General features: G+C 65.5%; 22 protein-coding genes. 16 read left to right on the top strand and 6 right to left on the bottom strand.

What is annotated here, in order from left to right; genetic code table 11:
* Positions 1–90: 90 nt before the first annotated feature.
* Positions 91–600: a hypothetical protein gene (locus tag AC54AG_RS09120; protein WP_331776356.1), complete on the top strand. Its 510-nt coding sequence runs from the start codon at positions 91–93 to the stop codon at positions 598–600.
* A 21-nt stretch (positions 601–621) separates the two neighbouring features.
* Here AC54AG_RS09120 and AC54AG_RS09115 read toward each other — a convergent pair whose 3' ends face one another.
* On the bottom strand, positions 622–1545 hold the full coding sequence (locus AC54AG_RS09115; protein ID WP_331776357.1) for a LysR family transcriptional regulator: 924 nt from the start codon (positions 1543–1545) through the stop codon (positions 622–624).
* 149 nt (positions 1546–1694) lie between these two features.
* Between AC54AG_RS09115 and AC54AG_RS09110 the strand changes: the two genes are divergently transcribed.
* The 5 genes from AC54AG_RS09110 to AC54AG_RS09090 all read left to right on the top strand — a co-directional run bounded on the left by AC54AG_RS09110 (position 1695) and on the right by AC54AG_RS09090 (position 5210).
* A complete protein-coding gene (locus tag AC54AG_RS09110; protein WP_034756294.1) occupies positions 1695–2456 on the top strand; it encodes a sulfite exporter TauE/SafE family protein in 762 nt (253 codons plus the stop codon).
* Positions 2457–2488: 32 nt separating this feature from the next.
* On the top strand, positions 2489–3184 hold the full coding sequence (locus AC54AG_RS09105; protein WP_331776358.1) for an HAD family hydrolase: 696 nt from the start codon (positions 2489–2491) through the stop codon (positions 3182–3184).
* Positions 3185–3242: 58 nt separating this feature from the next.
* Positions 3243–4043 (top strand): alpha/beta fold hydrolase, encoded by an 801-nt coding sequence (locus AC54AG_RS09100; protein WP_331776359.1) that lies wholly within the window; start codon positions 3243–3245, stop codon positions 4041–4043.
* Positions 4044–4176: 133 nt separating this feature from the next.
* Complete coding sequence (dcd, locus tag AC54AG_RS09095) at positions 4177–4746, top strand: dCTP deaminase (protein ID WP_034755486.1); 570 nt, start codon at positions 4177–4179, stop codon at positions 4744–4746.
* Between the two features lie 122 nt (positions 4747–4868).
* Positions 4869–5210 carry a FlxA-like family protein gene (locus AC54AG_RS09090; protein ID WP_331776360.1) on the top strand — a complete coding sequence of 114 codons (342 nt, stop codon included), beginning with the start codon at positions 4869–4871 and terminating at the stop codon, positions 5208–5210.
* A gap of 38 nt (positions 5211–5248) precedes the next feature.
* Here the strand turns inward: AC54AG_RS09090 and AC54AG_RS09085 are convergent, their stop codons facing one another.
* Positions 5249–6727, bottom strand: a complete 1479-nt coding sequence (locus AC54AG_RS09085) for a sensor histidine kinase (protein ID WP_219329889.1) — start codon at positions 6725–6727, stop codon at positions 5249–5251.
* A gap of 2 nt (positions 6728–6729) precedes the next feature.
* A complete protein-coding gene (locus tag AC54AG_RS09080) occupies positions 6730–7419 on the bottom strand; it encodes a response regulator transcription factor (RefSeq protein WP_070302760.1) in 690 nt (229 codons plus the stop codon).
* 193 nt (positions 7420–7612) lie between these two features.
* Here AC54AG_RS09080 and AC54AG_RS09075 point away from each other — a divergent pair, with 193 nt between their 5' ends.
* Positions 7613–7891: a hypothetical protein gene (locus tag AC54AG_RS09075; RefSeq protein ID WP_034755494.1), complete on the top strand. Its 279-nt coding sequence runs from the start codon at positions 7613–7615 to the stop codon at positions 7889–7891.
* A 131-nt stretch (positions 7892–8022) separates the two neighbouring features.
* On the top strand, positions 8023–8871 hold the full coding sequence (locus AC54AG_RS09070) for a dioxygenase family protein (protein ID WP_034755497.1): 849 nt from the start codon (positions 8023–8025) through the stop codon (positions 8869–8871).
* Here the strand turns inward: AC54AG_RS09070 and AC54AG_RS09065 are convergent.
* Together AC54AG_RS09065 and AC54AG_RS09060 are read right to left on the bottom strand one after the other, a co-directional pair.
* A complete protein-coding gene (locus AC54AG_RS09065; protein ID WP_034755498.1) occupies positions 8868–10307 on the bottom strand; it encodes a DUF1501 domain-containing protein in 1440 nt (479 codons plus the stop codon). The genes AC54AG_RS09070 and AC54AG_RS09065 overlap by 4 nt on opposite strands.
* Before the next feature lie 10 nt (positions 10308–10317).
* A complete protein-coding gene (locus AC54AG_RS09060; protein ID WP_496630100.1) occupies positions 10318–12105 on the bottom strand; it encodes a DUF1800 domain-containing protein in 1788 nt (595 codons plus the stop codon).
* Positions 12106–12518: 413 nt separating this feature from the next.
* Here AC54AG_RS09060 and AC54AG_RS09055 point away from each other — a divergent pair, with 413 nt between their 5' ends.
* From AC54AG_RS09055 to AC54AG_RS09020, 8 genes are all read left to right on the top strand, one after another.
* A complete protein-coding gene (locus AC54AG_RS09055) occupies positions 12519–13085 on the top strand; it encodes a hypothetical protein (RefSeq protein ID WP_152546519.1) in 567 nt (188 codons plus the stop codon).
* A gap of 74 nt (positions 13086–13159) precedes the next feature.
* Entirely contained in the window at positions 13160–13894 is a 735-nt protein-coding gene (locus tag AC54AG_RS09050) for a hypothetical protein (protein ID WP_496630099.1), read from the top strand.
* A 4-nt stretch (positions 13895–13898) separates the two neighbouring features.
* A complete protein-coding gene (locus tag AC54AG_RS09045; protein ID WP_331776364.1) occupies positions 13899–15254 on the top strand; it encodes a hypothetical protein in 1356 nt (451 codons plus the stop codon).
* 10 nt (positions 15255–15264) lie between these two features.
* The gene (locus AC54AG_RS09040; RefSeq protein WP_496630098.1) at positions 15265–17427 is read left to right on the top strand and encodes a hypothetical protein; all 2163 of its coding nucleotides are present in this window, start codon (positions 15265–15267) and stop codon (positions 17425–17427) included.
* 20 nt (positions 17428–17447) lie between these two features.
* On the top strand, positions 17448–18476 hold the full coding sequence (locus AC54AG_RS09035) for an aminotransferase class I/II-fold pyridoxal phosphate-dependent enzyme (protein ID WP_331776366.1): 1029 nt from the start codon (positions 17448–17450) through the stop codon (positions 18474–18476).
* Positions 18460–19329: a GIY-YIG nuclease family protein gene (locus tag AC54AG_RS09030; protein WP_331776367.1), complete on the top strand. Its 870-nt coding sequence runs from the start codon at positions 18460–18462 to the stop codon at positions 19327–19329. The genes AC54AG_RS09035 and AC54AG_RS09030 overlap by 17 nt, the downstream gene beginning before the upstream one ends.
* A gap of 37 nt (positions 19330–19366) precedes the next feature.
* Positions 19367–20017 (top strand): hypothetical protein, encoded by a 651-nt coding sequence (locus tag AC54AG_RS09025; protein ID WP_456130703.1) that lies wholly within the window; start codon positions 19367–19369, stop codon positions 20015–20017.
* A 9-nt stretch (positions 20018–20026) separates the two neighbouring features.
* A complete protein-coding gene (locus AC54AG_RS09020; RefSeq protein ID WP_331776369.1) occupies positions 20027–20755 on the top strand; it encodes an amidohydrolase family protein in 729 nt (242 codons plus the stop codon).
* Positions 20756–20761: 6 nt separating this feature from the next.
* On the opposite strand, the gene AC54AG_RS09015 is transcribed toward AC54AG_RS09020, so the two are convergent.
* Complete coding sequence (locus AC54AG_RS09015) at positions 20762–22141, bottom strand: sigma-54-dependent transcriptional regulator (protein ID WP_254671544.1); 1380 nt, start codon at positions 22139–22141, stop codon at positions 20762–20764.
* Positions 22142–22230: the final 89 nt, after the last annotated feature.

Below are 22230 nucleotides of genomic sequence, written 5' to 3'. Positions count from 1 at the left end.
CGGACGCTGCTGCATTAATGGTATATATCGGTCATGGCTTGGCAGGCTAGGCAGCCCGGGAGCTGCCTGGATTATTCTGAAAGGATAAAGATGGGCTGGTTTAGTTGGAAGAAAAAGGCGGCCGTGCCAGCGATCGGCTTTGAGGCGCGGATCCGTTCCCAAAGCAAGCAGTCGAAGACGCTGTCATATGATTTGCAGGGACGGCAAGCAGACGCCGTTCGCCTGCAGCATCCGTATTTGTATCATGTAACGGACGTGCCAACCGCCGAGGCCATAGTGAAGCAGCGGCAGCTGCAAGGCGCTTTTGCCTACGTGACGCTGTCGCAGGGATTGCAGGGGGCACTTTCGCAGGCGGAAAGAACCGGCTGCGTGCTGGTTTTTCGCTTTCAGGGGCAGGTCAGTGTCGGGCCGGCGCCGCTGGCGAAAGCGAAGGAGGTGGCTTATCACCATGTGGGTTCCGACGGCTATGTGGAAACCTTTATCGCGCATGGCACGGTGACGCCGCTGGAGCTCATCGCGATATCGTTTCGTGGCACGGCGCCGATTTATGATGTGGCGTGGGTCTTGAAAACCCCTGTTTCTGTTCGCATCAAGCCATAGCCGCCATTCATCGGCGCAGCGTCAGCCATGCCGCTCGTCCGGTATTTCCAGCCCCCGCTGCCGCACATATTCGAGAAACAGTCGCGCTCCTTTGGCCATCCTCGACGTGCCATACACGGCATGGATGCTGGGATCGAGCTCCTTTGACGACGTCAGCCGGTAGGCCGTGCAAACCCGGCGCAGGGTGCCGGCGGCCACGGCGGGTTCCGCCAGCCAGCTGGCCAGGCGCACGATGCCGGCGCCTTCCAAGGCCGCTTGAAAAGTGGCGATGCCCGACGTGAAGCGGAAACGCGGCTGCACCTGGTAGCGCACGTTGCGTTCGCCGGAGACGAAATGCCAGTCGCGCAGGATGCGGGGGGCCGAGTGCATGATGATGTCGTGGCCGGCCAGCTCTTCCGGTTCCTCGGGCGCGCCCATGCGGGCGATATAGTCGGGCGAGGCGTACATGTAGCGGCGGTAATTCCACAGGGGGTAGCCGATCAGCTCGCTCGACTGGGGAAAGGCGCCGCGGATGGCAAAGTCGAGCTTTTCCTGAATGGGGTCGATCGATTTGTCCGAGAAATGGATGTCCACCGAGACGTTCGGGTAGTCGCGCGAAAATTGCGCTACCACTTTCGGCAAGAAGCCCAGCGACAAAATTTCCGGCGCGGAGAGGCGCACCCAGCCTTGCGGCGAGTTGCTCAGCTCAGCCAATTGGTCTTCCGCCTCGGCCTGCGTTTCCAGCAAGTGCTTGGCCGACGCGTAATACGTTTCGCCAGCCGTCGTCAGGGTGAACTGCTTTTGCGTGCGCAGGATCAGCTCGGCGCCGATGGCTTCCTCGAGGAACTGGATGGCGCGCGTGACGGCCGACGGCGAGCGCCCCAGCATGCGCGCCGCGTGGATGAAGCTGCGCTTTTCCACCACGGTGCAGAAGGCGCGGATCTCCCACATCAGTTTCATCGACATCGTGACTCCCGGCAAAAGAGGCCAGTAGACCGCATGGGGCGCATTCCGTCAAGCGTTACGCCTGATTGCGTTTTCCGCAATTTGAAGTTGCATCCGAAAAAATCCACGGCGCCTATACTGCCGCTGTCGATCATTCCATATTGCCTATCATGCTGACCATCTCGCTGCTGTGTTTATTTGCCTTCTTTGCCGGCCTCATCGATGCCGCCGTGGGTGGGGGCGGACTGATACAGCTGCCGGCCCTGTTCAACCTGATGCCGAACATGGCCTCGACGTCCTTGCTGGGCACGAATAAACTGGCGTCCGCCTGCGGCACCACGTTTGCCGCCCGTTCGTTTGTCGGCAAGGTGCATATCCCGTGGCTGCTGGTGCTGCCGGCCGTGGCCAGCGCCTTCGTCATGTCCTTCATCGGCGCGGCGGCCGTGTCCTACGTGCCGCAGCAAGTGGTGCGCCCGATGGTGCTGGTGTTGATCATCATCATGGCCATCTACACCTTCATCAAGAAGGATTTCGGCACGACCCGCGAAGCGCGTCCCATCGGTCCGCGCGAACGCATCCTCGCCATCGTCATCGGCGGCGCCATTGGCTTTTATGACGGCCTGTTCGGGCCAGGTACGGGCAGCTTTTTGATTTTCCTGTTCATCCGCGTCTTCGGCTTCGATTTCATCCTTGCCTCGGCTTGCTCGAAGCTGGTGAATATCGCCACCAACGTGGCCGCGCTGGCCTTCTTCATTCCCGCCGGCCACGTGGTGTATGCGGTGGCCGCACCGATGGCCGTATGCAATATCCTGGGCGCCTTGACGGGCACCTGGATCGCCGTGCGCCGCGGCGCCGCCTTCGTGCGCATCCTCTTCCTCGTGTTGCTGGTGCTGCTGATCGTCAAGTTGTCCTACGACATCTTCTTCAAGTAAGTATTGATAGATAACAAGAGCGACAACAAGCCATGAAAACCATCCAGGGCGTGCTGTGGGACAACGATGGCGTGCTGGTCGATACCGAACAGCTGTTTTACGAAAGCAACCGCGACTTGCTCTTGCCTTACGGCATAGACCTGACGCCAAAGCAATTCTTTGACTGGTTCCTGGACAATAACTACGGCGCCTGGCACCTGCTGTTGGGGCAAGGCCACGAGATCGAACTGGTCGAGCGCCTGCGGGCCGAGCGCACGGAGCTGTTTGCCGAACGCTTGCGCCAGGCACGCCGGCTGGCCATGCCCGGCATCGGGCAAGTACTGGCGGCGCTGCGTCCGCACGTGGCCATGGGCGTGGTCACCAGTGCTTACGAACAGCATTTCCGGATCAGCCATGCGGCCACGGGCTTGCTGAAGCACTTCGACTTCGTGCTAACGCGTGAAATGTATGGCGAAAGCAAGCCGGCGCCCGACGGCTACGAGCTGGGCTTGCAGCGCCTGGGCCTGGCCGCCGCCGACTGCGTGGCCGTGGAAGACTCGCCGCGCGGCTTGCGCGCCGCCAATGCAGCGGGGCTCGAATGCATCATCGTGCGCAATCACATGAACCGCGAGCATGCGTTTGATGGGGCATTTTGTGTAGTCGAATCGATGGCCGAGCTGGGCGAAGTGCTGGCCTCGTTCGTGCCCGGCATGGCGCCGGCGCACGGGCAATTAGAGGCCTTCCTCTGATCCGTCTTGCCGGCATGCCATTACAATTGCCTATCGCATTCACCGGCACCGCCCCACGATGACCCTCCCGCAACTGCACTTTGCCCACGCCAACAGTTATCCTGCCGGCACCTACCGCAAGCTGTTCGGCTTGCTGGGCCAGCACTACACCGTGCAGGCGCTCGATATGCATGCGCACGACCCCGCATACCCCGTCAGCACGGGCTGGCCCGAGCTGGTGCGCGAGTATATCGACGACCTCGAGCGCCGCTACAGCGGCCCCGTGATCCTCGTCGGCCACTCGCTCGGCGGCATGCTCAGCGTGATGGTGGCCAAGCAGCGTCCCGACCTCGTGCGCTGCGTGGTCTTGCTCGATTCGCCCGTGGTGGCGGGCTGGCGCGCCTTGCTGGTGCGGCTGGCGCGCAACACGGCGCTGGGCGAGCGCTTCTCGCCGTCACGTTTTTCCGCCAGGCGGCGCAAGCTGTGGCCCGATGCGCAAGCCGCGTATGAGCACTTCGCGGCCAAGGACATGTTCGCCATCTGGGCGCCGCAGGTGTTGCGCGACTACATCAACAGCGGTCTGGTTCCTCATCCGGAAGGGGTGCAGCTGCGCTTTACGCGGGAAGTGGAAACGCAGGTGTATCGCAGCTTGCCGCACCATATCGGCGGCCTCGTCAAGGACGGTTTTCCTGTCCCCATCGGCTTTATTGGCGGCACGGAATCGGTGGAATGCCGCCAGGCGGGCTTGACGGCTACGCGCAAGCTGGTCGGCAAGTTCTTCCGCCAGGTGCCGGGCGGCCATCTGTTTCCCATGGAAAACCCGGAGCTGACGGCGCAAGTGGTGCGCGAGATGATCACGGCATTGCTGGCGAAACAATAGAATATCGCCGAGGATTTTCAGGGGATGGGGGCCAACAGCGGCGGATTTTCGCGTAAAATCCTGCCATCCGGGCCGCGCCTGCACCAGGCGTGCGGCCCCAGCCATTCCGATATTCTAGAAAGATACCCCTGCGATGACGATTAAAAGCGATAAATGGATACGCCGCATGGCGGAAACAACGGGCATGATCGAGCCGTTCGAACCGGGCCAGGTCAAGGAACGCGACGGCAACCGCATCGTTTCCTACGGCACGTCCAGCTATGGCTATGACATCCGCTGCGCCGACGAGTTCAAGTTGTTCACCAACATCAACACGACCATCGTCGACCCCAAGGATTTTGACGCGAACAATTTCGTCGACGTGTCGGGCAAGGGCTATTGCATCATCCCGCCGAACTCGTTTGCGCTGGCCCGTACCGTGGAATATTTCCGCATTCCCCGCAACGTGCTGACGATTTGCCTGGGCAAGAGTACCTATGCGCGCTGCGGCATCATCGTCAACGTCACCCCGTTCGAACCGGAATGGGAAGGCTATGTGACGCTGGAGTTTTCCAACACGACACCGCTGCCGGCGAAAATCTACGCCAACGAAGGCGTGGCGCAAGTGCTGTTCTTCGAGTCCGATGAAGTGTGCGAAACGTCGTACAAGGATCGTGGCGGCAAATACCAGGGCCAGGTCGGGGTGACATTGCCGAAGACCTGATTGCGGCACAGGGCGGGGTGACCGCCTTCTTTACATGCCTTTACCTGCCTTTACACCGGCCGCACTAGTTCCGCGCCCCATGCCTGCCGTTAACCTTGGTATCGAAACACTGAGGAGGCAGTATGGTAGCGGCAATCGGTTCGGGCGGCGCAGTCGGCGCGGCCGGTAGCGCCAGTACGGGCAGCGGCTCGCAGATCGCGGCGCTGCAAAAGCAGATCACGGCGGCGCAAAAGCAATTGACGGAATCGCAGAAGGGCGAGCAGACGGAGGCGTCGCAAAAGCTGCAGCAGCAGCTGGCGCAGCAAATCCAGGCCTTGCAGGCGCAGATTGCTCAGTTGCAAGCGGCGGCCGCACAACAGGCGGCGCAACAGGATGCTCAGACGGCCGGCAGCGCCGAGACGGCGGCCAGCCCGGCCAGGTCAAGCGCGTCGACCCTGGGCAGCATCATCGATACGCAGGCCTAACAGCACATCACAAATAAGACGCCAGGCTCGCCGACAGGTCAGCCTGGCGTTTTGACGGGCAGCAGCATTTCCACGCACAAGCCGCCACCGCTGCGCAAGCTGGCCCCGATGCGGCCGCCATGGGCGCTGATGACGTGCTGGGCGATGGCCAGGCCCAAGCCGTGGCCATCCGTGCTGTGCTGGGTATTGCTGGCACGGAAGAACGGTTCGAAGATGCGGGCCAGATCGGCGCTGGCCACGCCGGGGCCCCGGTCCAGCACGGCGATGCGCAGCCAGCCGGTCTGGCGCGACAGATCCACTTCCACCGTGCCGCCATCGGGGCTGTGCTTGATGGCATTGCGCACGACGTTTTCCACGGCGCGCGCCAGCAATTCGGGCTGGCCCGTGACGCTGGCGTCGGCCATGGCCGCGTCGCCCGCCAGCGCGATGTCCAGCTGGCGCGCCCGCGCTTCATAGCGGGCGTCGTCCACGATGTCGTGCACGAGGTCGGCGATGCCGACGTCTTCGCTGTGCGTGTGCCCGGCCCCGGCTTCCAGCCGCGACAGGGTCAGCAACTCACCGATCAGTTTATCCATGCGTTCGCTTTCGCGTTCGATGCGCTGCATCGAGGCAGCCATCTTTTCCGGCTGCTGGTGCGCCAGGCCGATGGCGGCCTGCAAACGGGCCAGCGGCGAGCGCAGTTCGTGCGAGACGTCATGCAGCAGGCGCGTCTGGCTATCCATGAGGTTGCGCAGGCGGCCCGTCATGCGGTCGAAATCGCGGCCCAGGTCCGTCAATTCATCGCCGCGCTTGCCGTTGGCCTGAAAGCGCGGCGCCAGGTTGCCGTGCGAGGCGGCCTCGAACGCCTGCCGCAGGTCGCGGATGGGGCGCGCAAAATACCAGGCCAGCAGGAAAGAGAACAGCAGGCTGGCGGCGATGGCGGCGGCCAGGGGAATAAAGGTGCGGTAGGGCGTGTCCATGCGCGGGGGCGGGCCGCGGCTGAATTCGCCGCGCGGCGGCGGCGCGCCCGCTGCGTGGGGCTGCGGACCGGGTCCCATGGCGCGCGGGCCGCTCATGGCGACGGCGTTCAGCGTGTCGCGCGCGGCGCCCGCCTCGGCATTGCGGAAGCGTTCGGACGAGGGCAGGAACAGCAGGTAGCGCTTGCCGTCGCTGCCGGCCGCGTCGCGCACGACGGGATGGGCCTGGCCCTCTCCCTGTCCCAGCATGGCGCGCGCCTTGGCCAGCATGGTGGCATGCACCGTGCGGCCCATCAATTCTTGTCCTTTGGCATCGACGGCAAATACGCGCATGCGTTCGAGCTTGCCGAGGAATTGCCGCAATGCCTGGCTGCCACCCGCTTCCAGGGTGGCGCTGGCGGCCTCGATGATCATTTGCGCGGGCGGACTGGTGTCGATGTCGAGGGCCCGCTCCTGCTGCGCGGCGCGGTTTTTCAGCCAGAAGGTGCCGCCGATGCCGATGGTGGCCGTCACTTGCGCCAGCATGATGCACAGAAAAAACTTCCAGAACAAACGGCCCACGCTTACTCCTTGATCAGCTGGTAGCCGAGGCGGTACACGGTCTGCAGGCAGGAACGGCCGTCGGCCAGGCTGCCGAGCTTGCGGCGCAGGCTGCTCAAGTGCACGTCGATATTGCGGTCGAAGCGGGCCATCGGGCGGCCCAGACCCAGTTCCGACAATTGATTCTTGCTCACGGGCTTGCCCGCATGGCGCACCAGCACTTCCAGCAAATTGAATTCCGTGCTCGTCAGCTCCAGGTGCGCGCCGGCCCAGGCAACGCGGCGCTGTTCGGGCCACATCGTCAGTTGCCCCACGGTCAGGGGCGCGAGGCCCGACGCATCGTGCGGCGCCGCTTGGGCGCGGCGCAGGATGGCGCGGATGCGCGCTGTCAGCTCGCGCGGCGTGCACGGTTTTGTCACGTAATCGTCGGCGCCCAGCTCCAGGCCAACGATGCGGTCCGTATCGTCGCCGCGCGCCGTCAGCATCAGGATGGGCAGGTTGCTGCCGGCGCGGATGCGGCGCAGGGTTTCCAGGCCATTCATGCGCGGCATCATGACGTCGAGGATGGCGATCGCGTACAGGCCCGTCAGCGCTTCGGCCGCGCCGCTTTCGCCGTCATGCACGGCGCGCGCGTCAAAACCTTCCTGCGTCAGGTATTCCTGGAACATGCCGACCAGTTCCACGTCGTCATCGATTAACAAAACCTTGCTCATGCCTGTGCTTTTTTCGGGTGAATATCGTCCGATGATAGCAGTCAACAGGCGCTGTTCAGCGTGGTTTTACCCGCTTTTACACACGTTCGCTTACATTTGCTGCCCTTCCTTTACGTGCTTTTACGCGGCCCTGACGTTGCTTTACACGCCAGGCGCCGACAATCAGGGCTGACCGTTACGAAAGGAAATCCCGATGAAATACCTGAGCATCATGCTATCCCTGTTGCTGTTGTCCGCCTGCAGCATGCCCTTGCTGGCGCTGGCCCAGCCAGGACCGCCGCCCGGCTTGCCGCCGTTTCTGCATGGCATCGGGCTGAACGAAGCACAGCAGGACAAGGTTTTTGCCGCCACCTACGCCCATGCGCGCCTTGAGCAGCAATTGCTAGCCGTGCTGACCCCGGAACAGCGCCAGCAGGCGCAGCAGCGGCACGACGGCCGCCAGGGCCCGCGCCACCTTGAGCGCGCCGAGTAAGCGGCCGGCGCGAGCACAGGGATAGCCAGCATGCGCATCCAGGCGCTTTCGCGACGGACCACGCAGGTGTTGTACCTGTGCGCCAGCCTGAGCCCCGCCCTGGCGGGCTTGCCCCATTTGATGGAATATATATGGAATTACATGATCACGGTCTGGCATCCGACCTCGAAATGATGCGCCGGCAGGCGGCTGAACGGCGGCAAGTGCTGCGCTGGCTGCTGGCCGGCGCCGCCACCTTGCCTTTGATCAGCTGCGGCGGCGGTTCGGCCGCCGGCACCACGGCGGCCGGCAACGGCGCCAGCACGGGCACGCTGGCGACACCCGCCACGGGCGCCTGCACGGTGATCCCCGAAGAAACGGGCGGGCCCTATCCGGCCGATGGCACGAACACGCATGGCGGCAGCATCGTCAACGTGCTGAACCAGTCGGGCGTCGTGCGCGGCGATATCCGCGCCAGTTTCAATGGCGCCACCGGTGTGGCGGCGGGCGTGCCACTGACCATCCAATTGCAGTTGCTCAACGCCAGCGGCGGCTGCGTCAGCCTGGCCGGCTACGCCGTATATGTATGGCATTGCGACCGCGACGGCCTGTATTCACTGTATTCGAGCGGCGTCACGGCGCAAAATTACCTGCGCGGCGTGCAGGAAACGGACAGTACTGGCAACCTCAGCTTTACGACCATCTTTCCCGGCTGTTACGCGGGACGCATGCCGCACGTGCATCTTGAGGTCTACCCGAGCCTGGCCAGGGCGGCCTCTGCCTCGAACCGCATCAAGACCTCGCAATTCACGTTCCCGATGGCAACCTTGAACGAGGCCTACGCGGCCAGCGGCTACACGGCCAGCGTGCGCAACCTGGCGCAGATCAGCTATGCGAGCGACAACGTTTTCAGCGACGGCACCCGCCTGCAGATGGCCACGGTGACGGGCAATGCCACCGATGGCTACGTCGCCACCTTGGTGATCGCCGTGAACGGTTAAGTCACCGTCATGAAACCCAGGTCGCGCCGGCTGAAGTTGCCGATGTTCGGGAACACCTCGGCCAGCTGGCTGTCGGCCACGCCGAACCATTTGGCCAGGGTGGCGCCGTACTGGTCGACGGACGTGGTCGGCAGCAGGGCGCCGGAACCGACGTCCAGCGCATGGCCGACGCCCGTGACGGGGAAGGCGCCATAGATGTCGCGGCCCTTCACGGCACCGCCCACGACAAAGTGGTGGGCGCCCCAGCCGTGATCCGTGCCATCGCCGTTGCTGCTGAAGGTGCGGCCGAAGTCCGACGCCGTAAACGTCGTCACCTGGCGCCGTAGATCCACACCCTGCAGAGCTGCCAGGGTTGTGTCGAAGTATGCGAGCGCATGGGCCAGACGCGCCATCAGGTCGCCATGCAGCACTTTTTGCCGGTCATGCGTGTCGAAGCTGCCCAGGGTCACATAAAACACTTGCCGTTTTGCCCCCAGGGCGCCGCGCCCGCCGATGATGCGCGCCACCGTCTGCAATTGCACGGCCAGCGGATTGACGCCGGACGCGCCCGTGTTCGGATTGATGTAGGGCGGCGGATTGGGCACGCCGCCCGTGCCGGCCGCCAGCATGGCGCCGCTCAGTACGCTCTGGCTGGAAATGGCGCGCTGCACGACGGCCACGTGTTCCTGTTCGATGAGGTCGCTGCCCGCCTCGTTGATGATGGCTTGCAGCGCGCCCGCGCCGCCCGTGCTGCCATACAGGCTGCCGCTCATGCCACGGATGGGCACGGCGCCTGCCTGGCCCACCTGGAACTGGCGCACCTGGCGCCCGCTGAGGAAGACGGTATTGCCCGCAGCGGAAATGGCCGTAAACATGGCATTCGTATTCAGCGAGCCGGCCACGTCGGCCACCCGGCCGCCCCAGCCCACGGTGGCGCCTTCCGGCGAACCCGACTGCCACGTCGATTGCTGGTCGTTGTGCGAAAACAGCTTGGGTGGCAAGGCCACGCTGCCCGCCTTGTATTGCGCCAGGGTGGCCGGCTGGATCAGCGTGCCCACATTGGCCACGATGGCGGCGCGGCCATTGTCGAACAGGCCTTTCAGGGGCGCCAGTTGGGGATGCAGGGCGAAGGCGCGGCCCGTTTGCGCGGTGGCGGGCACGATGGGCAAGACGCCGCCCGTCTGGCCCACATCGGGCAGATGGATGGAATCGCCGCCGCCCGTGTTGCGCAAGCGCGTGTATTCAGCCCACGAGGTGGGATCGGTGGCCAGCACCGTGTTGAAGGCGTCGTTGCCGCCTGCCATGAACAGGCAGACCATGGCCTTGTAGTCGCCGGCCGATTGCGCGGCGGCATTGCCCATGGCGGCCAGGTTCAGGGCGAAGGGGGCGGCCGTGGTGCCGGCCAGGCTCAGCATGGAGCCGAGGAAGCGGCGGCGGGAAAATGGGGTGTTTTGCATGTGATCGCTCTTACTTTTGTACCAGGTAGGCCGGCGAGGCCATGGTCAGGAAAATGGCCAGCTTGACGCGGCTGGCCTGGGCGGCGGCTACCTGGGCGGCATTGCTGGCCGTGGCCGCAGGGATGCTGATGCCATTGACGGCGGTCAGGATTTGCCCGCGCAGTCTGGCGGGCATGCTGCCATGCATCAGGAGCAGGTTGATGCGGTCGAGCAGGGCGCCCGGGTCGGCGGCCAGCGCCAGTTCGCGCGTGTAGTCGGGCTTGATGGCGCGGCCGTCGCCCACGCCGCTGTTGATGGCTTCCTGCATGAAGTTCAGATAGCCGGTCACCGATGGTTCAGCCGTGATCTGCAGTTCCGGCGCCACCAGGCCCGCGCCGGCCAGGGCGGAGTTGGGCGGCGTATAGCCGGGGCGGAAAAAACTGAACACGGAGGATGGATTCAAGGGACTCTGGCCCAGGCCGCTCAAAGGGTCGTCGAGGTAATACAGAGTGTAGCGGCCGCTGGCCGGCTTGGCATCGAAGGCGCGCATCCAGCCAGCCAGGCGCAGCAGCGGTTCGCGCAGCTTGCCCGTACGCAAGGTGGTGCCGCCTGGGGCCAGCGCTTCCGGATCGAGCAGCACGGCGCGGATGACGGCTTGCATGTCGCCGCGCACGCCGCTGCCATTGTTGGCAAACACGGCTGCCACGCGGCCCACGTAGGCGGCGCTGGGATTGCTGCTGACCAGGCGCTGGATCAGCTGGCGGGCAAAGAACGGCCCCGTATTGGGGTGGTTGAACAAGGTGTCGAGCGCCAGTTTCAGGTCGGCCTGGCCGCTGCTGGCGCCGGAGATGCTCTGGCCCAGGAAGCGCTTGTCGCCGCTGGAATGAAAGGCCGCGTAGTTCTGCATCGGCTTCCAGTCACGGTCGGGGTCGGTCGTGCTGGCATAGAAGCGCGCGTCGCTCTGGTCCGGACCGGCCCAGCTCCAGCCCGTAAAGACGCGAGCCAGGCCTGCCACGTCATCGTGCGTGTACGTGTCTATGGGCTTGCCACCGGACAGTTTCAGGCTGCCATCCGCATTCAACTGGTACAGGCCAATGGTAAACAGCTGCATCACTTCGCGGGCGAAGTTTTCATCGGGCGTGCGCGTCGCCGATTCCTTCTGGTTGCGCAGGTGGGACAGGTACAGTCCCATCATCGGATGCAGGGCCACGCCTTCCAGCAGATTGCGGAAGTTGCCAAAAGCATGCTGGCCCAGCATGTCGTAGTAACTGGCCACGCCACGCACTCTTGGGCGCACGGACTCGTTCTGCATGGAAATGACGAAGATTTCGGACAGGGCAAAGGCCATGCGCTGGCGCAATTGATCCTCGCCGCGGATGCCCTGCTGCCAGAACGTTTCATACATCCCCGTAAAGCCGACCGCTTGCCCGCCGGCGGCCTGCGTCGCCAGCATGGCGTCGATATATTTCCGGTGCAAGGTTTGCGGCTTGGAAAACTGCGCGCGGAACCACGCTTCGCTGTCGCTGGCGGCCAGCGCGTCGATGGCGGCCATATTGGGCCCGAACGTGGCGCGGCCCAGGAAACGCGACGCTTCCTGGCGCGTGAAGGTGACGGCCGTCCGGCTGGCTGGGGGCGTGGTCAGGGGGGGAGGCGGGATGGTATCGCCCGCCGAGCTGTCGGAGGCGTCGTTCGCTGGCGGCACGACCGAGACGTCCGGGTTCTGGATGGAGCCGGTTTTGCTGTCGCCGCCACCGCCGCAGGCGGAAAGCAGGCTGAACAATGTGATGGCCAGTAAACGGCGCAAAGTAGGATCAGTCATTAAGTTTCTTTCAGGCAATCAAATTCTAGCCCGTTAATTGTAGGCCTTAGCTACCAAAATCCTGTTTTCAATTAACTATTTACGTGTTGGCTACGTTTTCAGTTGCCGGACGTTGGCGTGATGTTGTGGTTGTTTTTGAAGCTGTAGAGCGAACTTTACTGTTTGAAAATAAAAAATATTTTTTGCCGATCGCGGCCATTGTGGCGGATAGGCGACGTAATCAATTTCATCGAATTAAGCTTGTTTGAAAGCTCATGGACAGAGCGAAAACAGCTTCGCCGGAAACCATGGTTTTTACGCTATCGGCGAAACGCCGTTCGCCGCTACCCGCTCCTCTCCCTTGTCCTTGCTGGCACGGCCCTTGCGATAACAGGGCATGGGCCGCGTGCCTTCCCTTGTTGCCGGAGTCTGCCATGACCAGCCGTCTGCTCGCCTATCGTCCCGAAATGGAATTGCCTGAAGCGCCGGGCATGCTGCCTTTGCAGCAGGAAGATGAACTGGCACTGGCGGCGCAGTTGCTGGAATTGCAGGCGCCGGCCCAGTTCGATGGCTTTTTGGCGCGCCAGCTGGGTGCCACGGCGGCGGGCCAGCAAGTGCGCGGCACGCCGTTCGAAGGGCCGCTGCGCCAGCTGCTGGGCAAGGTGGTGGCGCCCCTGCTGCCCCTGCATGGCGGTTCGCCGCAGGCGCTCAAGCGGCGCGCGGCCGGCATCTTCGGCATGGAACTGGAAGGATTGAGCCCGGAAGACAAGGAATTCGAACTGGCGCGCCAGGTCGTGCACCTGATCGATGCCGTCAATACGGCGCTGGCGCAGGACGGCGGCACGGACGCGCGCACGCCCAGGGCGAGGGTGGAAACGGCCTTGCTGCAAGTGGCACGCAGCGTGGCGCCAGGCCTGCTCAGGCAGGCGGCGCAAACGCCGGGGCCGGACGGTGGCCGCTGGCGCCGCGAGGGCGGGCACATCGTCGTGCTCGATTGTTAGCCGGACGGCCATCTGTCCGGCGCTGTAGTGTCAACTGAGGTCTCAACCAAGGTGCTAACTTTTAGGAGCTCATCATGCATGACTTAGATCGTACGACCCTGGAATACGGGCAGGAGATGTCCGGCTTTGAAGCGGAACAGTTCGAGTTTGGCCAGGGCGAGTGGAGCGGCGAGGGGGGCGCGAACGCCATGTTTTCCGAGACCGAGGAAATGGAACTGGCGAATGAACTGCTGTCGGTCAGCAATGAAGCCGAACTGGAACAGTTTCTCGGCAATTTCCTGCGCAAGGCTGCCTCGGTGGCGGGCGGCATCATCAAGTCGCCCGTGGGACAAGCCATCGGCGGCGTGCTCAAGGGCGTAGCGAAAAAAGCCATTCCCCTGGCCGGCGGCGCCATCGGCGGCTATTTCGGCGGCCCGCTGGGCGCCAAGATCGGCAGCGGCCTGGCCTCGGCCGCCGGCAACGCGCTGGGGCTGGAAGCGGAGGCGTCGTCGAACGAAGACCGCGAATTCGAGGGCGCCAAGCAGTTCGTGCGCCTGGCCGCCGACACCGTCAACCGCGCCGCGCAGGCACGCGGTTCGGGCGACCCGCGCGCCATCGCCCAGGCGGCCGCCAGCGCGGCGGCGCGCCAGTTCGCGCCCGGCTTGCTGGGACGCCCCGGCAGCCAGGTCGCCACGCAGAACGGCAGCGGCGCCGGTGCGGGCGGCGGCATGACGCAGGGTGTCGGACGCGGCCAGGGCCAGGGCGGCATGCGCCCGGCCAGCGGACGCTGGGCGCGCCAGGGCCACAAAATCGTCCTGTACGGCGTCTGACATCATGGCCATCGGCGCTTACGCAGCCTGGATGCTGGCGCAGGAGGCGCGCTCGCTGCTGACGCGGCTGGCGCGGCTGGAACCGTTCGCGCTGATCGAGCCGACGGTGCTGGCGGCCGCCCTGATGCCCAGCGCCCAGTCGGCCATCGAAAGCCAGCTGGTGCAGGGCCGGCGCGCATTGCGGCGCATGGTGGCCCAGTTCCAGTGGTGGCTGCGGCGCGAGCACGCCGACGGCGCCAGCATGGCCACGGCCGCCGAGGCACAGCGCCGCTTCACCTTCCTGCGCCTGAAATTCAATGCCGCGCTGACCCAGTTCGACCTGTTCAACGAAGTCATCACGCAGCGCAGCGAGCACAAGACGGGTGTGTGGCTGGCCGGCCTCGACATCGTTGCCGCCGACGCGCTGGCGCTGCCCGGCAATGTGTACCAGGCGCCGCCCGTGATCTGCTACCTGGACCGGGGGCCGGGCGCGGCCATCCGCCGCGCACGCACGCGCCTGCCCGGCGGCGGCGACAATCCCGTCGCCATCATCCGCCTGCCGCGCGAACGCATGATCGGCAGCAGCATCGCCTCGTCGCTCGTGCACGAGGTGGGCCACCAGGGCGCGGCGCTGCTGGACCTGGTGGCGTCCTTGCGGCCCGTGCTGCAAGCCATGCAGCACGGCGGCAGCGGTGCCGTGCACGTGTGGCAGCTGTGGGAACGGTGGATTTCCGAGATCGTGGCCGATTTCTGGTCGCTGGCGCGGGTCGGCGTGGCCGCCACCCTGGGCCTGATCGGCGTGGTCAGCCTGCCGCGCGTGTTTGTTTTCCGCCTCAATATCGACGATCCGCACCCGGTGCCATGGCTGCGGGTGCGCCTGAGCTGCGCCATGGGGCGGGCCCTGTATCCGCATCCGCAATGGGACCGCCTGGAGCAGCTGTGGCTGTCGTACTACCCGCTGGCTGGTCTGCCGCCGGCCCGGCAGCGGCTGCTGGAACAGCTGCAGGCCAGCATGGCGGCCCTCGTGGGCTTGCTAGTGCAGCACCGGCCGCCGGCCTTGCGCGGTGGCTCGCTGGCCGAGGCCATGGCCGTGCACACGCGCCAGCCGGCCGTGCTGGCGCAGCTGTTGCGCAGCTGGACCCTGGCGCCGGCGCAGATGTACCAGGCCGCGCCGACCCTGGTCTTCGCCGTGCTGGGCCAGGCGCGCGCCAGCGGCACCTTGAGCCCGGAAGACGAAAGCGAGCTGCTGGGGCGTTTGCTGACCCACTGGGCCCTGCGCAGCACCCTGGACACGTCGGAGCTGTGCGCCGATGTCGTGCGGCATGGCCGCCAGTCCGGCAGGCCGCTGCCGCCCCTGGCATCCCGTTTGATTATCCATTGAGGAGAATGACATGAGCAGCAAGACGAGCAGCAATATGGGTGGCAAGAACAGAGGGGCGGGCCAGGCGGGTCCGAAACACCACGGCGGCAGCATCGCTGTCACCGTACACGAGCAGGACAGCGGGGCCATGGTCGTCAATGCCGCCATCAGCCTGTACCGGGGCAATGATGCTGATTGCCATCTGTTCAATGCCGCCACCTGGGTACCCGACCCCGCCATGCTGGTGGGCGTGCGCTGGACGGACGGGCGTGGCGGCACCGTGTTTACCGACCTGGCGACGGGCAGCTACGTGGGGGTGTATGGCAATTTCCCCGCCACGCCGCCCCAGTGCGTGACGGTGCAGGCCGGCTGCAGCGCCGTGCTGTGCTTCACGCCACAGCTCAATCCGCAGGTGACGCTGGCGTTTGAAACGGCCGACTGCCATCCCAGCGACTGCCATTTCGGCAGGGTGGGCGACCGCGCCGTGGCCACGATCTCGTTTGACGGCGATCAAAGCGCCGACGGGCGCGACCAGGTGCAGGTGCTGGCCGCCGCGCCCTGGGTACCCCTGCGCGGCACGCCGAACGCTTTCTCCACCCCGGTGCGGCGCGCCGGCATGCACCGTTTCATGGGGCAGATGATGCTGTCGCAGCGGCCCGAACTGCGCAGCGCCTTGCCCGTGCCGGAAGGGCTGAGCCCGAACGCCATGCTGGCGCTGGATGCGGAATACGAGACGGAAGAGCGCCAGCCGCAACCGATCTCGGGCAATGTGGGCGTGTCGCTGACGCGCACGGAAACGGAGCCGACGGAAGACTTGCCGCTGTGGACCCTGATACGCAACAGCACCGAGGCGATGTCGTTTACCAATTACCTGCATTTCATGGACAGCCTGTTTTGCGGCGACTTGGCCAGCGTGCACGGCTTCGAGCAGGAACGCTTCGTCAAAAAGACGGAGATGTTCCAGCAGCTCAAGCAGCGCCGCGCGCTGCCGTTTTCCGATGCCGATTCCTACCGCGTGCTGAAAGTGGCGACGGAAGCGTTCGTGATGGTCAATTGCGGCGTGCTGAACCAGCCGCTAGCCTTCAATCCGGCCGAAGACAACGCTTACCTGGACCGGCGCGACATCCCCCAGGGGCGTGACCTGGAAACTGTGCTGCGCAATGACTACCTGGAAAACATCGACGGCTTCCAGACCTTGCCCTACCTGGCCGTGATCCGCCGCAAGCTGCCCGACATTCCCATCAGCATCCCGCGCGGCCAGGAAGGCGAAGTGGACCTGTGCTTTGGCATCATCCAGGAAAAGCTGGCCAATCCTTGCCTGCTGGAACTGATCTGGTCGTACTGGCATGAAGAGGGCATGCTGGTGCAAACCATGAACGCCATCGCGCAACGCTTCCAGAACCTGCGCGCGCCGGGCAACCATCTCGATCCCCTGTCGAACACGGAAATCGATATGCTGCGTCCGCTGAATAATTTGCTGTGGGGATACACGCAGGATGAGCAGCATCGGCTGACCGTGATGCGCCGGAACTATGAGTATGACCATCACTACGGTGTGCGCCTGGACGGCAAGGCAGTGCAGCACTTCCGGCCAGCCGATAGCCGCTCCAAATTCCTGGAAGCGTTCCACCACTTGCTGCGCCTGCTGACTTCGTTCTACAAGCAGGATGACGACACCACCGTGAAGGCCGACGCCTTCCCCGTGCTCAATGCCTTGAAGGAAATCCACCTGATCCTGTCGCAGGGCGCGCATAACCAGTTCGGCGACTTGCCGTCGACGGCGCGCATCGAGATGCTGATGCAGCAGTGGATGCTGGCGCGCCCCGAATTCCGTGAATTTTTACCGACGCGCGTGATGGTCGCGTATCCGGAACCGTGGATGGACAGGGTTGACGCCATGAAAAAACTGCAGGGCTGGACGGATACGAGCGTGATGCATTTCCGTAACCTGGCCATCTTTGGCGAGCAATTGCTGCTCTCCGTGCGCTACGGCAACTGGAGCGACATTTATGAGCCGACCCAGGCGTTCAACTGGGCGCGTTTCTGGCGCCCGCAAGTGCAGGGCTATATCCACGGCTACCGTGCCGCCACCGGGGTCGACCTGTCCGTCGACAGCAACGACCCGGTGGTCGAATCGACGATGCCCTCGGTGTTGTTGCGCCAGCGCCTGAGCCAGCAGCTGCGCAGCGTCTAGGACGGGAGCGGGGCGCGTGCATGCTCGACTTTACCAGTGCCCTGTATCTGGGCATGCGCCATCCGGCCGCCGCGCTGGCGCCGTGGAGCAGCCTGACCCTGGGCCAGCCGGCGGCGCTGCAGGAGCTGCCCGGCGCGCCGGCCCTGGCCGCGGATCTGGCGGCTCTGCAAGGCTGCGAGGCGGCCTGCGTGCTGCCGTCGACCCTGCACCTGTTCTGGGACCTGTTCGGCATGCTGGCTGCCGAGCGCCTGGTGATCCTTGTCGATGGCGGCAGTTACGCCATCGCGCGCTGGGGCGCCGAGCGGGCGCAGGCCCTGGGCTTGCCGCAGCAAGTGTTTCCCAGCGGCGAGATGGCGGCGCTGCGGCAACTGGTGGCGGCCTGGGGCAGGCAAGGGCGGCGTCCATTGATACTGGCCGATGGCTATGTGCCTGGCAGCGAACAGGTCTTGCCGCTGGCCGGCTATGCGACGCTGGCGCGCCAGGGCGGCGGTTATCTGCTGCTCGACGACACGCAGGTGCTGGGCGTGGCGGGTACACAGGGCGGCGGCTCGGCGCGGCTGCATGGTTTGCAAGGGGAGTCGCTGATCATCGGCGCCTCGCTGGCCAAGGGCTTCGGCGTGCCGCTGGCCGTGCTGGCCGGCAGCCGCAAGCTGCTGCGGCGCTTCGCGGCGCACAGCCAGACACGCGTGCATGCCAGTCCGCCTTCGGCCGCCGTGCTGGCGGCGGCGCGGCGGGCGCTGGCGCTCAACGCGCGCCATGGCGACACCTTGCGCGCCAGCCTGGCGGACAGGGTGGCGCAATGGCGGGCGGGAATGGCGGCGGCCGGCATCGCTTGCCGGGGCGGCAGCTTTCCCGTGCAGCGCCTGCCCGGGCGCGCCCATTTGCAGCTAGCCTTGCGCGCCGCGGGCGTGCTGGCGCTGGCGCAAGCGGGGGACGGTCCCGGCGCGCTGACTTTTCTGCTGCGGGCCGACCAGACGCCCCGGCAACTGGAACAGGCAATGAACTTGCTTGAACATCATACGAGGAGGCGATATGAACGAAGCGTTTGAAATGCTGCCCTTTGGGGGACAGGCGGGAGCGGCCGGCGAGCAGGAGTGGCTGGGGGAATGGTCGCAGGAGTGGTCGCAAGAAGGGACGCAAGAGGGGGAGGACGAGGGCGAGTGGGAAGGTGAATGGGAGAGCGAATGGGAAGGCGAGCGTGCGCGCCCTGGCGGTGGGCGCGGCGCCATGCGCGGTGGCGGCCTGCGCGCAAGGCCGCCGCTGCGGGGCCCGCGCCGTCCCGCGCCGCCACGCTACCAGGGCCAGGGGCGCCGGCCACCGCGCTATCCGCCGCCGCCCTTGCCGTATCCGCCACGCTACCGGGGCTGGGGCGGCTATGGCGCCATCTATCCCACCATTTATCCGGCGCCGTATCAGGACACGGGCCAATATCAAGACCAAGACCAGGGGCAGGATCAAGGAGCGGATCAAAACCCGGACCAGGATGACGGCCAGATGCAGGGCGAAGTGCCGCCCATCCTGGCGTCCACCCTGGGCCGCGTACCGGGCGCGGCCGCCTTGCGCTACCAGGCGGTGGGCGCGATTCCGCAGGCCGTCAACGATGCGAACGCCACGGGGCCGGGCCTGTATGTGATCGAGTTTGACACCAAGGATGGCCGGCGCGCCTACAGCGGCCAGACCGACGATTTGCGGCGGCGCCTGAAACAGCACCATCTGTGCGGCAAGATGATGGGCATCGACATGAGCGCGCATGACGTCTATGTGGCGCCGCTATCGTCGGCCGCACAGCGGCGCATTCTGGAAAAGGGTATCCACAGCGACATGTTTACCCACCGGCGCGGCGTGTTGACGAACCAGCGGCGCGAACTGGAAATGGCCGTGCTGGGCGAAATGTGGGGTTGACGACGACAGTAGCTTGACGACTGTGAAGGAGAGCATCATGCACCAACTCGAATGTGAATGCGGGCAATGCCGGCAGCGGGCCGGCGCCGCGTTTGAAGTGCTGGAATTCGGCCGGGAGTGGCCCGGCAAGGGCCGCGCGCCGGCCGTCTTCAGCGAAGAGGAAGAAATGCAGCTGGCCATGGAATTGCTGGAAGTGGCCAGCGAGGAGGAACTGGAGCAGTTTCTCGGCAATGTCTTCAAGAGCGTGTGGAAGGGCGTCAAGAAAGTGGGCGCTACGATCGCCAAGGTGGCCAAGCCGCTGGGCGGCGCCTTGAAGGCCGTGGCCAAGACGGCCTTGCCCTTTGTCGGCGGCGCCCTCGGTTCGATGATCCCGATACCGGGCGTGGGCACGGCGCTCGGTTCGGCCCTGGGGCGCGCGGCCAGCAATGCGCTGGAGCTCGAAATGGAGAACGCGGCGCCGGCCGACCGCGAGCTGGAACTGGCGCGCCGCTTCGTGCGCATCGCGGGACAGGCGGCGCGCCTGGCCGGCGACAGCGATGGCAGCGCGCGCGCCGTGGAAAGCGCGCTGACGCGGGCCCTGCACCAGCAATTGCCGCACTTTCGCTCGCCTGCGCCGCAGCAGGAAGAGGAAAGCGGACGCTGGCGCCGGCGCGGCAACCGCATCGTCGTCATGGGCGACTGGCAATAGCGTGGCACGATGATCATCGATTGCCATTGCCATGCGGGTCCGGGAGACGGCTTGAGCGGGCCGTGGGACAGCGATGCGCCGCTGCAGGCCTATTTGCGCCGCGCGCAGGCGGCCGGCATCGCCCGCAGCGTGCTGTTTGCCACCTTTCACTCCGACTACGCCATCGCCAACCATGGCGTGGCGCGCCTGGTCGCCTCCGATCCGCAGCGGTTTTACGGCTTTGCCTTCGTGCATGCGCGGCGCGACCGGGGCCGCATCCAGGACATGGTGCGCACGGCCGTCGAGCGTTACGGTTTTGTCGGCATCAAGGCGCACCGGCTTGACGCGCGCATCAGCGGCGAACTGTGCGAGGCGGCGCGCTTCTTCGGTTTGCCCGTGCTGTACGACCCGGCCGGCGAGGTGGCCGTGGCCGAGCTGCTGGCGCAGCAGTATCCCGACGTCAATTTCATTTTGCCGCACCTGGGTAGCTTTGGCGACGACTGGGCGGCGCAGCTGGCGCTGATCGACCACCTTGTGCGCCATCCGAATATCCATACGGACAGCTCGGGCGTGCGCCGCTTCGACTTGCTGCAGCAGGCCGTGCGCCGCGCGGGGCCGCACAAGGTCCTGTTCGGCTCGGACGGTCCGTGGCTGCATCCGGGACTGGAATTGCACAAGATCGAGTTGCTGGGATTGCCGCCGCTCGATGCGGCGCTGGTCACGGGCGGCAATTTTTTGCGGCTGGCGCGGCTGGCGTGAGGCAGATCAAAAGGCAGCCGGCGGTGTCGCGGCAGTAGCGGCTTGCTCCGCGCAGGTAGCCGCCTTGCGGCGTATCTGCAGGGCGCGGTCGGTCACGCCCAGGCGGGCGGCCGCGCGCTGGTTATTGCCGTGCTCCTCGGCCAGCACCAGGCGGATGGCCACGTCGGTGGCGCAACGCGTGATGTGCGACAGCTTGCAGCCCTGGGCCAGGGCCCGCCGCACGGCCGCTTCGAAATACTGGTCAGGCCAGTGCGGTGCCAGCAGCTGTTCGTTTGGCGGCAGGGCGCCGATGGTGATGGGGCCGGGGCCGCAATGGCGGTGCCAGATGCGCGTGACGGTCTGGCGCAACTCGCGCACATTGCCCGGATAGTCGCGCAGCAGCAGGTATTCGCGCACGGCCGCGTCCAGCGCGGGCGGAGGGCGCTGCGCCAGCTCGGCGAGGAAATGCCGGGCCAGCGGCAGGATGTCGTCCTGGCGCTCGCGCAGGGGTGGCGTTTGGCAACGCCAGCCGGCGATGCGGTAATACAGGTCGGCGCGAAAGGTGCCGCGCGCCACCTCATGTTCCAGTTCGCGGTTGGTGGCGCAGACGAGGCGAAACTGGGTCGGTTGCCAGGTATTGCCGCCCACGCGCTTGTATTTGCGCTCCTGGATGGCGCGCAGCAGCTGCGCCTGCAAGGGCAGCGGCAGTTCGCCCACTTCGTCGAGAAACAGCACGCCGCCGTCGGCCAGGGCGAAAGCGCCATCGCGCGCGGCCGCCGCGCCTGTAAAAGCGCCCCGTTCATGGCCGAACAGTTCGCTGCCAGCCAGGTCCGGCGACAGGGTGGTGCAGTCGAGGATGGTGAAGTCGCCGCTGCAGTTGCCGAGGCGGTGGACCAGTTGCGCCAGTAAATCCTTGCCCGTGCCCGTCTCGCCCGTGATCAGCATCGACGCCTGGCTGAAGGCGGCCATTTCCACCACCTGGTGCAGCAAGGCGGTCCAGGCCGCGCTCTCGCCCACCAGCTGCTGGCGCACGGCGCCGGACGCCAGCAGCTGCGCTACGGCCTGCCAGCGCTGCAGGCGCGCCAGCACCTGGCCCGCATCGATGCTACCGGCCGGCCACAGCAGCACATCGAGCGCGCCGGCCGCCAGCAGGGCACGCTTTTGCGCGCAGCTGGGAGGCTGGCCGCAGGCGGCAATGGCCAGCACGGAGGCATGGCGGCACAGTGCTGGCAGCGCTTGCAGCAGCGCGGCATTGGCCTCGGCAAACAGGACGATGCCCGCCCCATCTTCCTCGCCATCGTGCCGCCGGGCTACAGTTACCTGAGCCTGCTTCAAGGCCGTCATCAGCAAGGCGCCACTGCCAGCCGCCGCCTGCTGCACGATTTCCAGCCACACCTTGAGCGTCATATGCCAGCCATCACGAGGGCACGAGTGGCCCATCTTAGAGGCCCGATACCCCAGCCGTTTGATCTGGCGCAAGCGTGCGCGGTAGTGCA

It is taken from the genome of Janthinobacterium sp. BCJ23, assembly GCF_059617945.1.
This window is presented reverse-complemented; position numbering and strand designations above follow the sequence as displayed.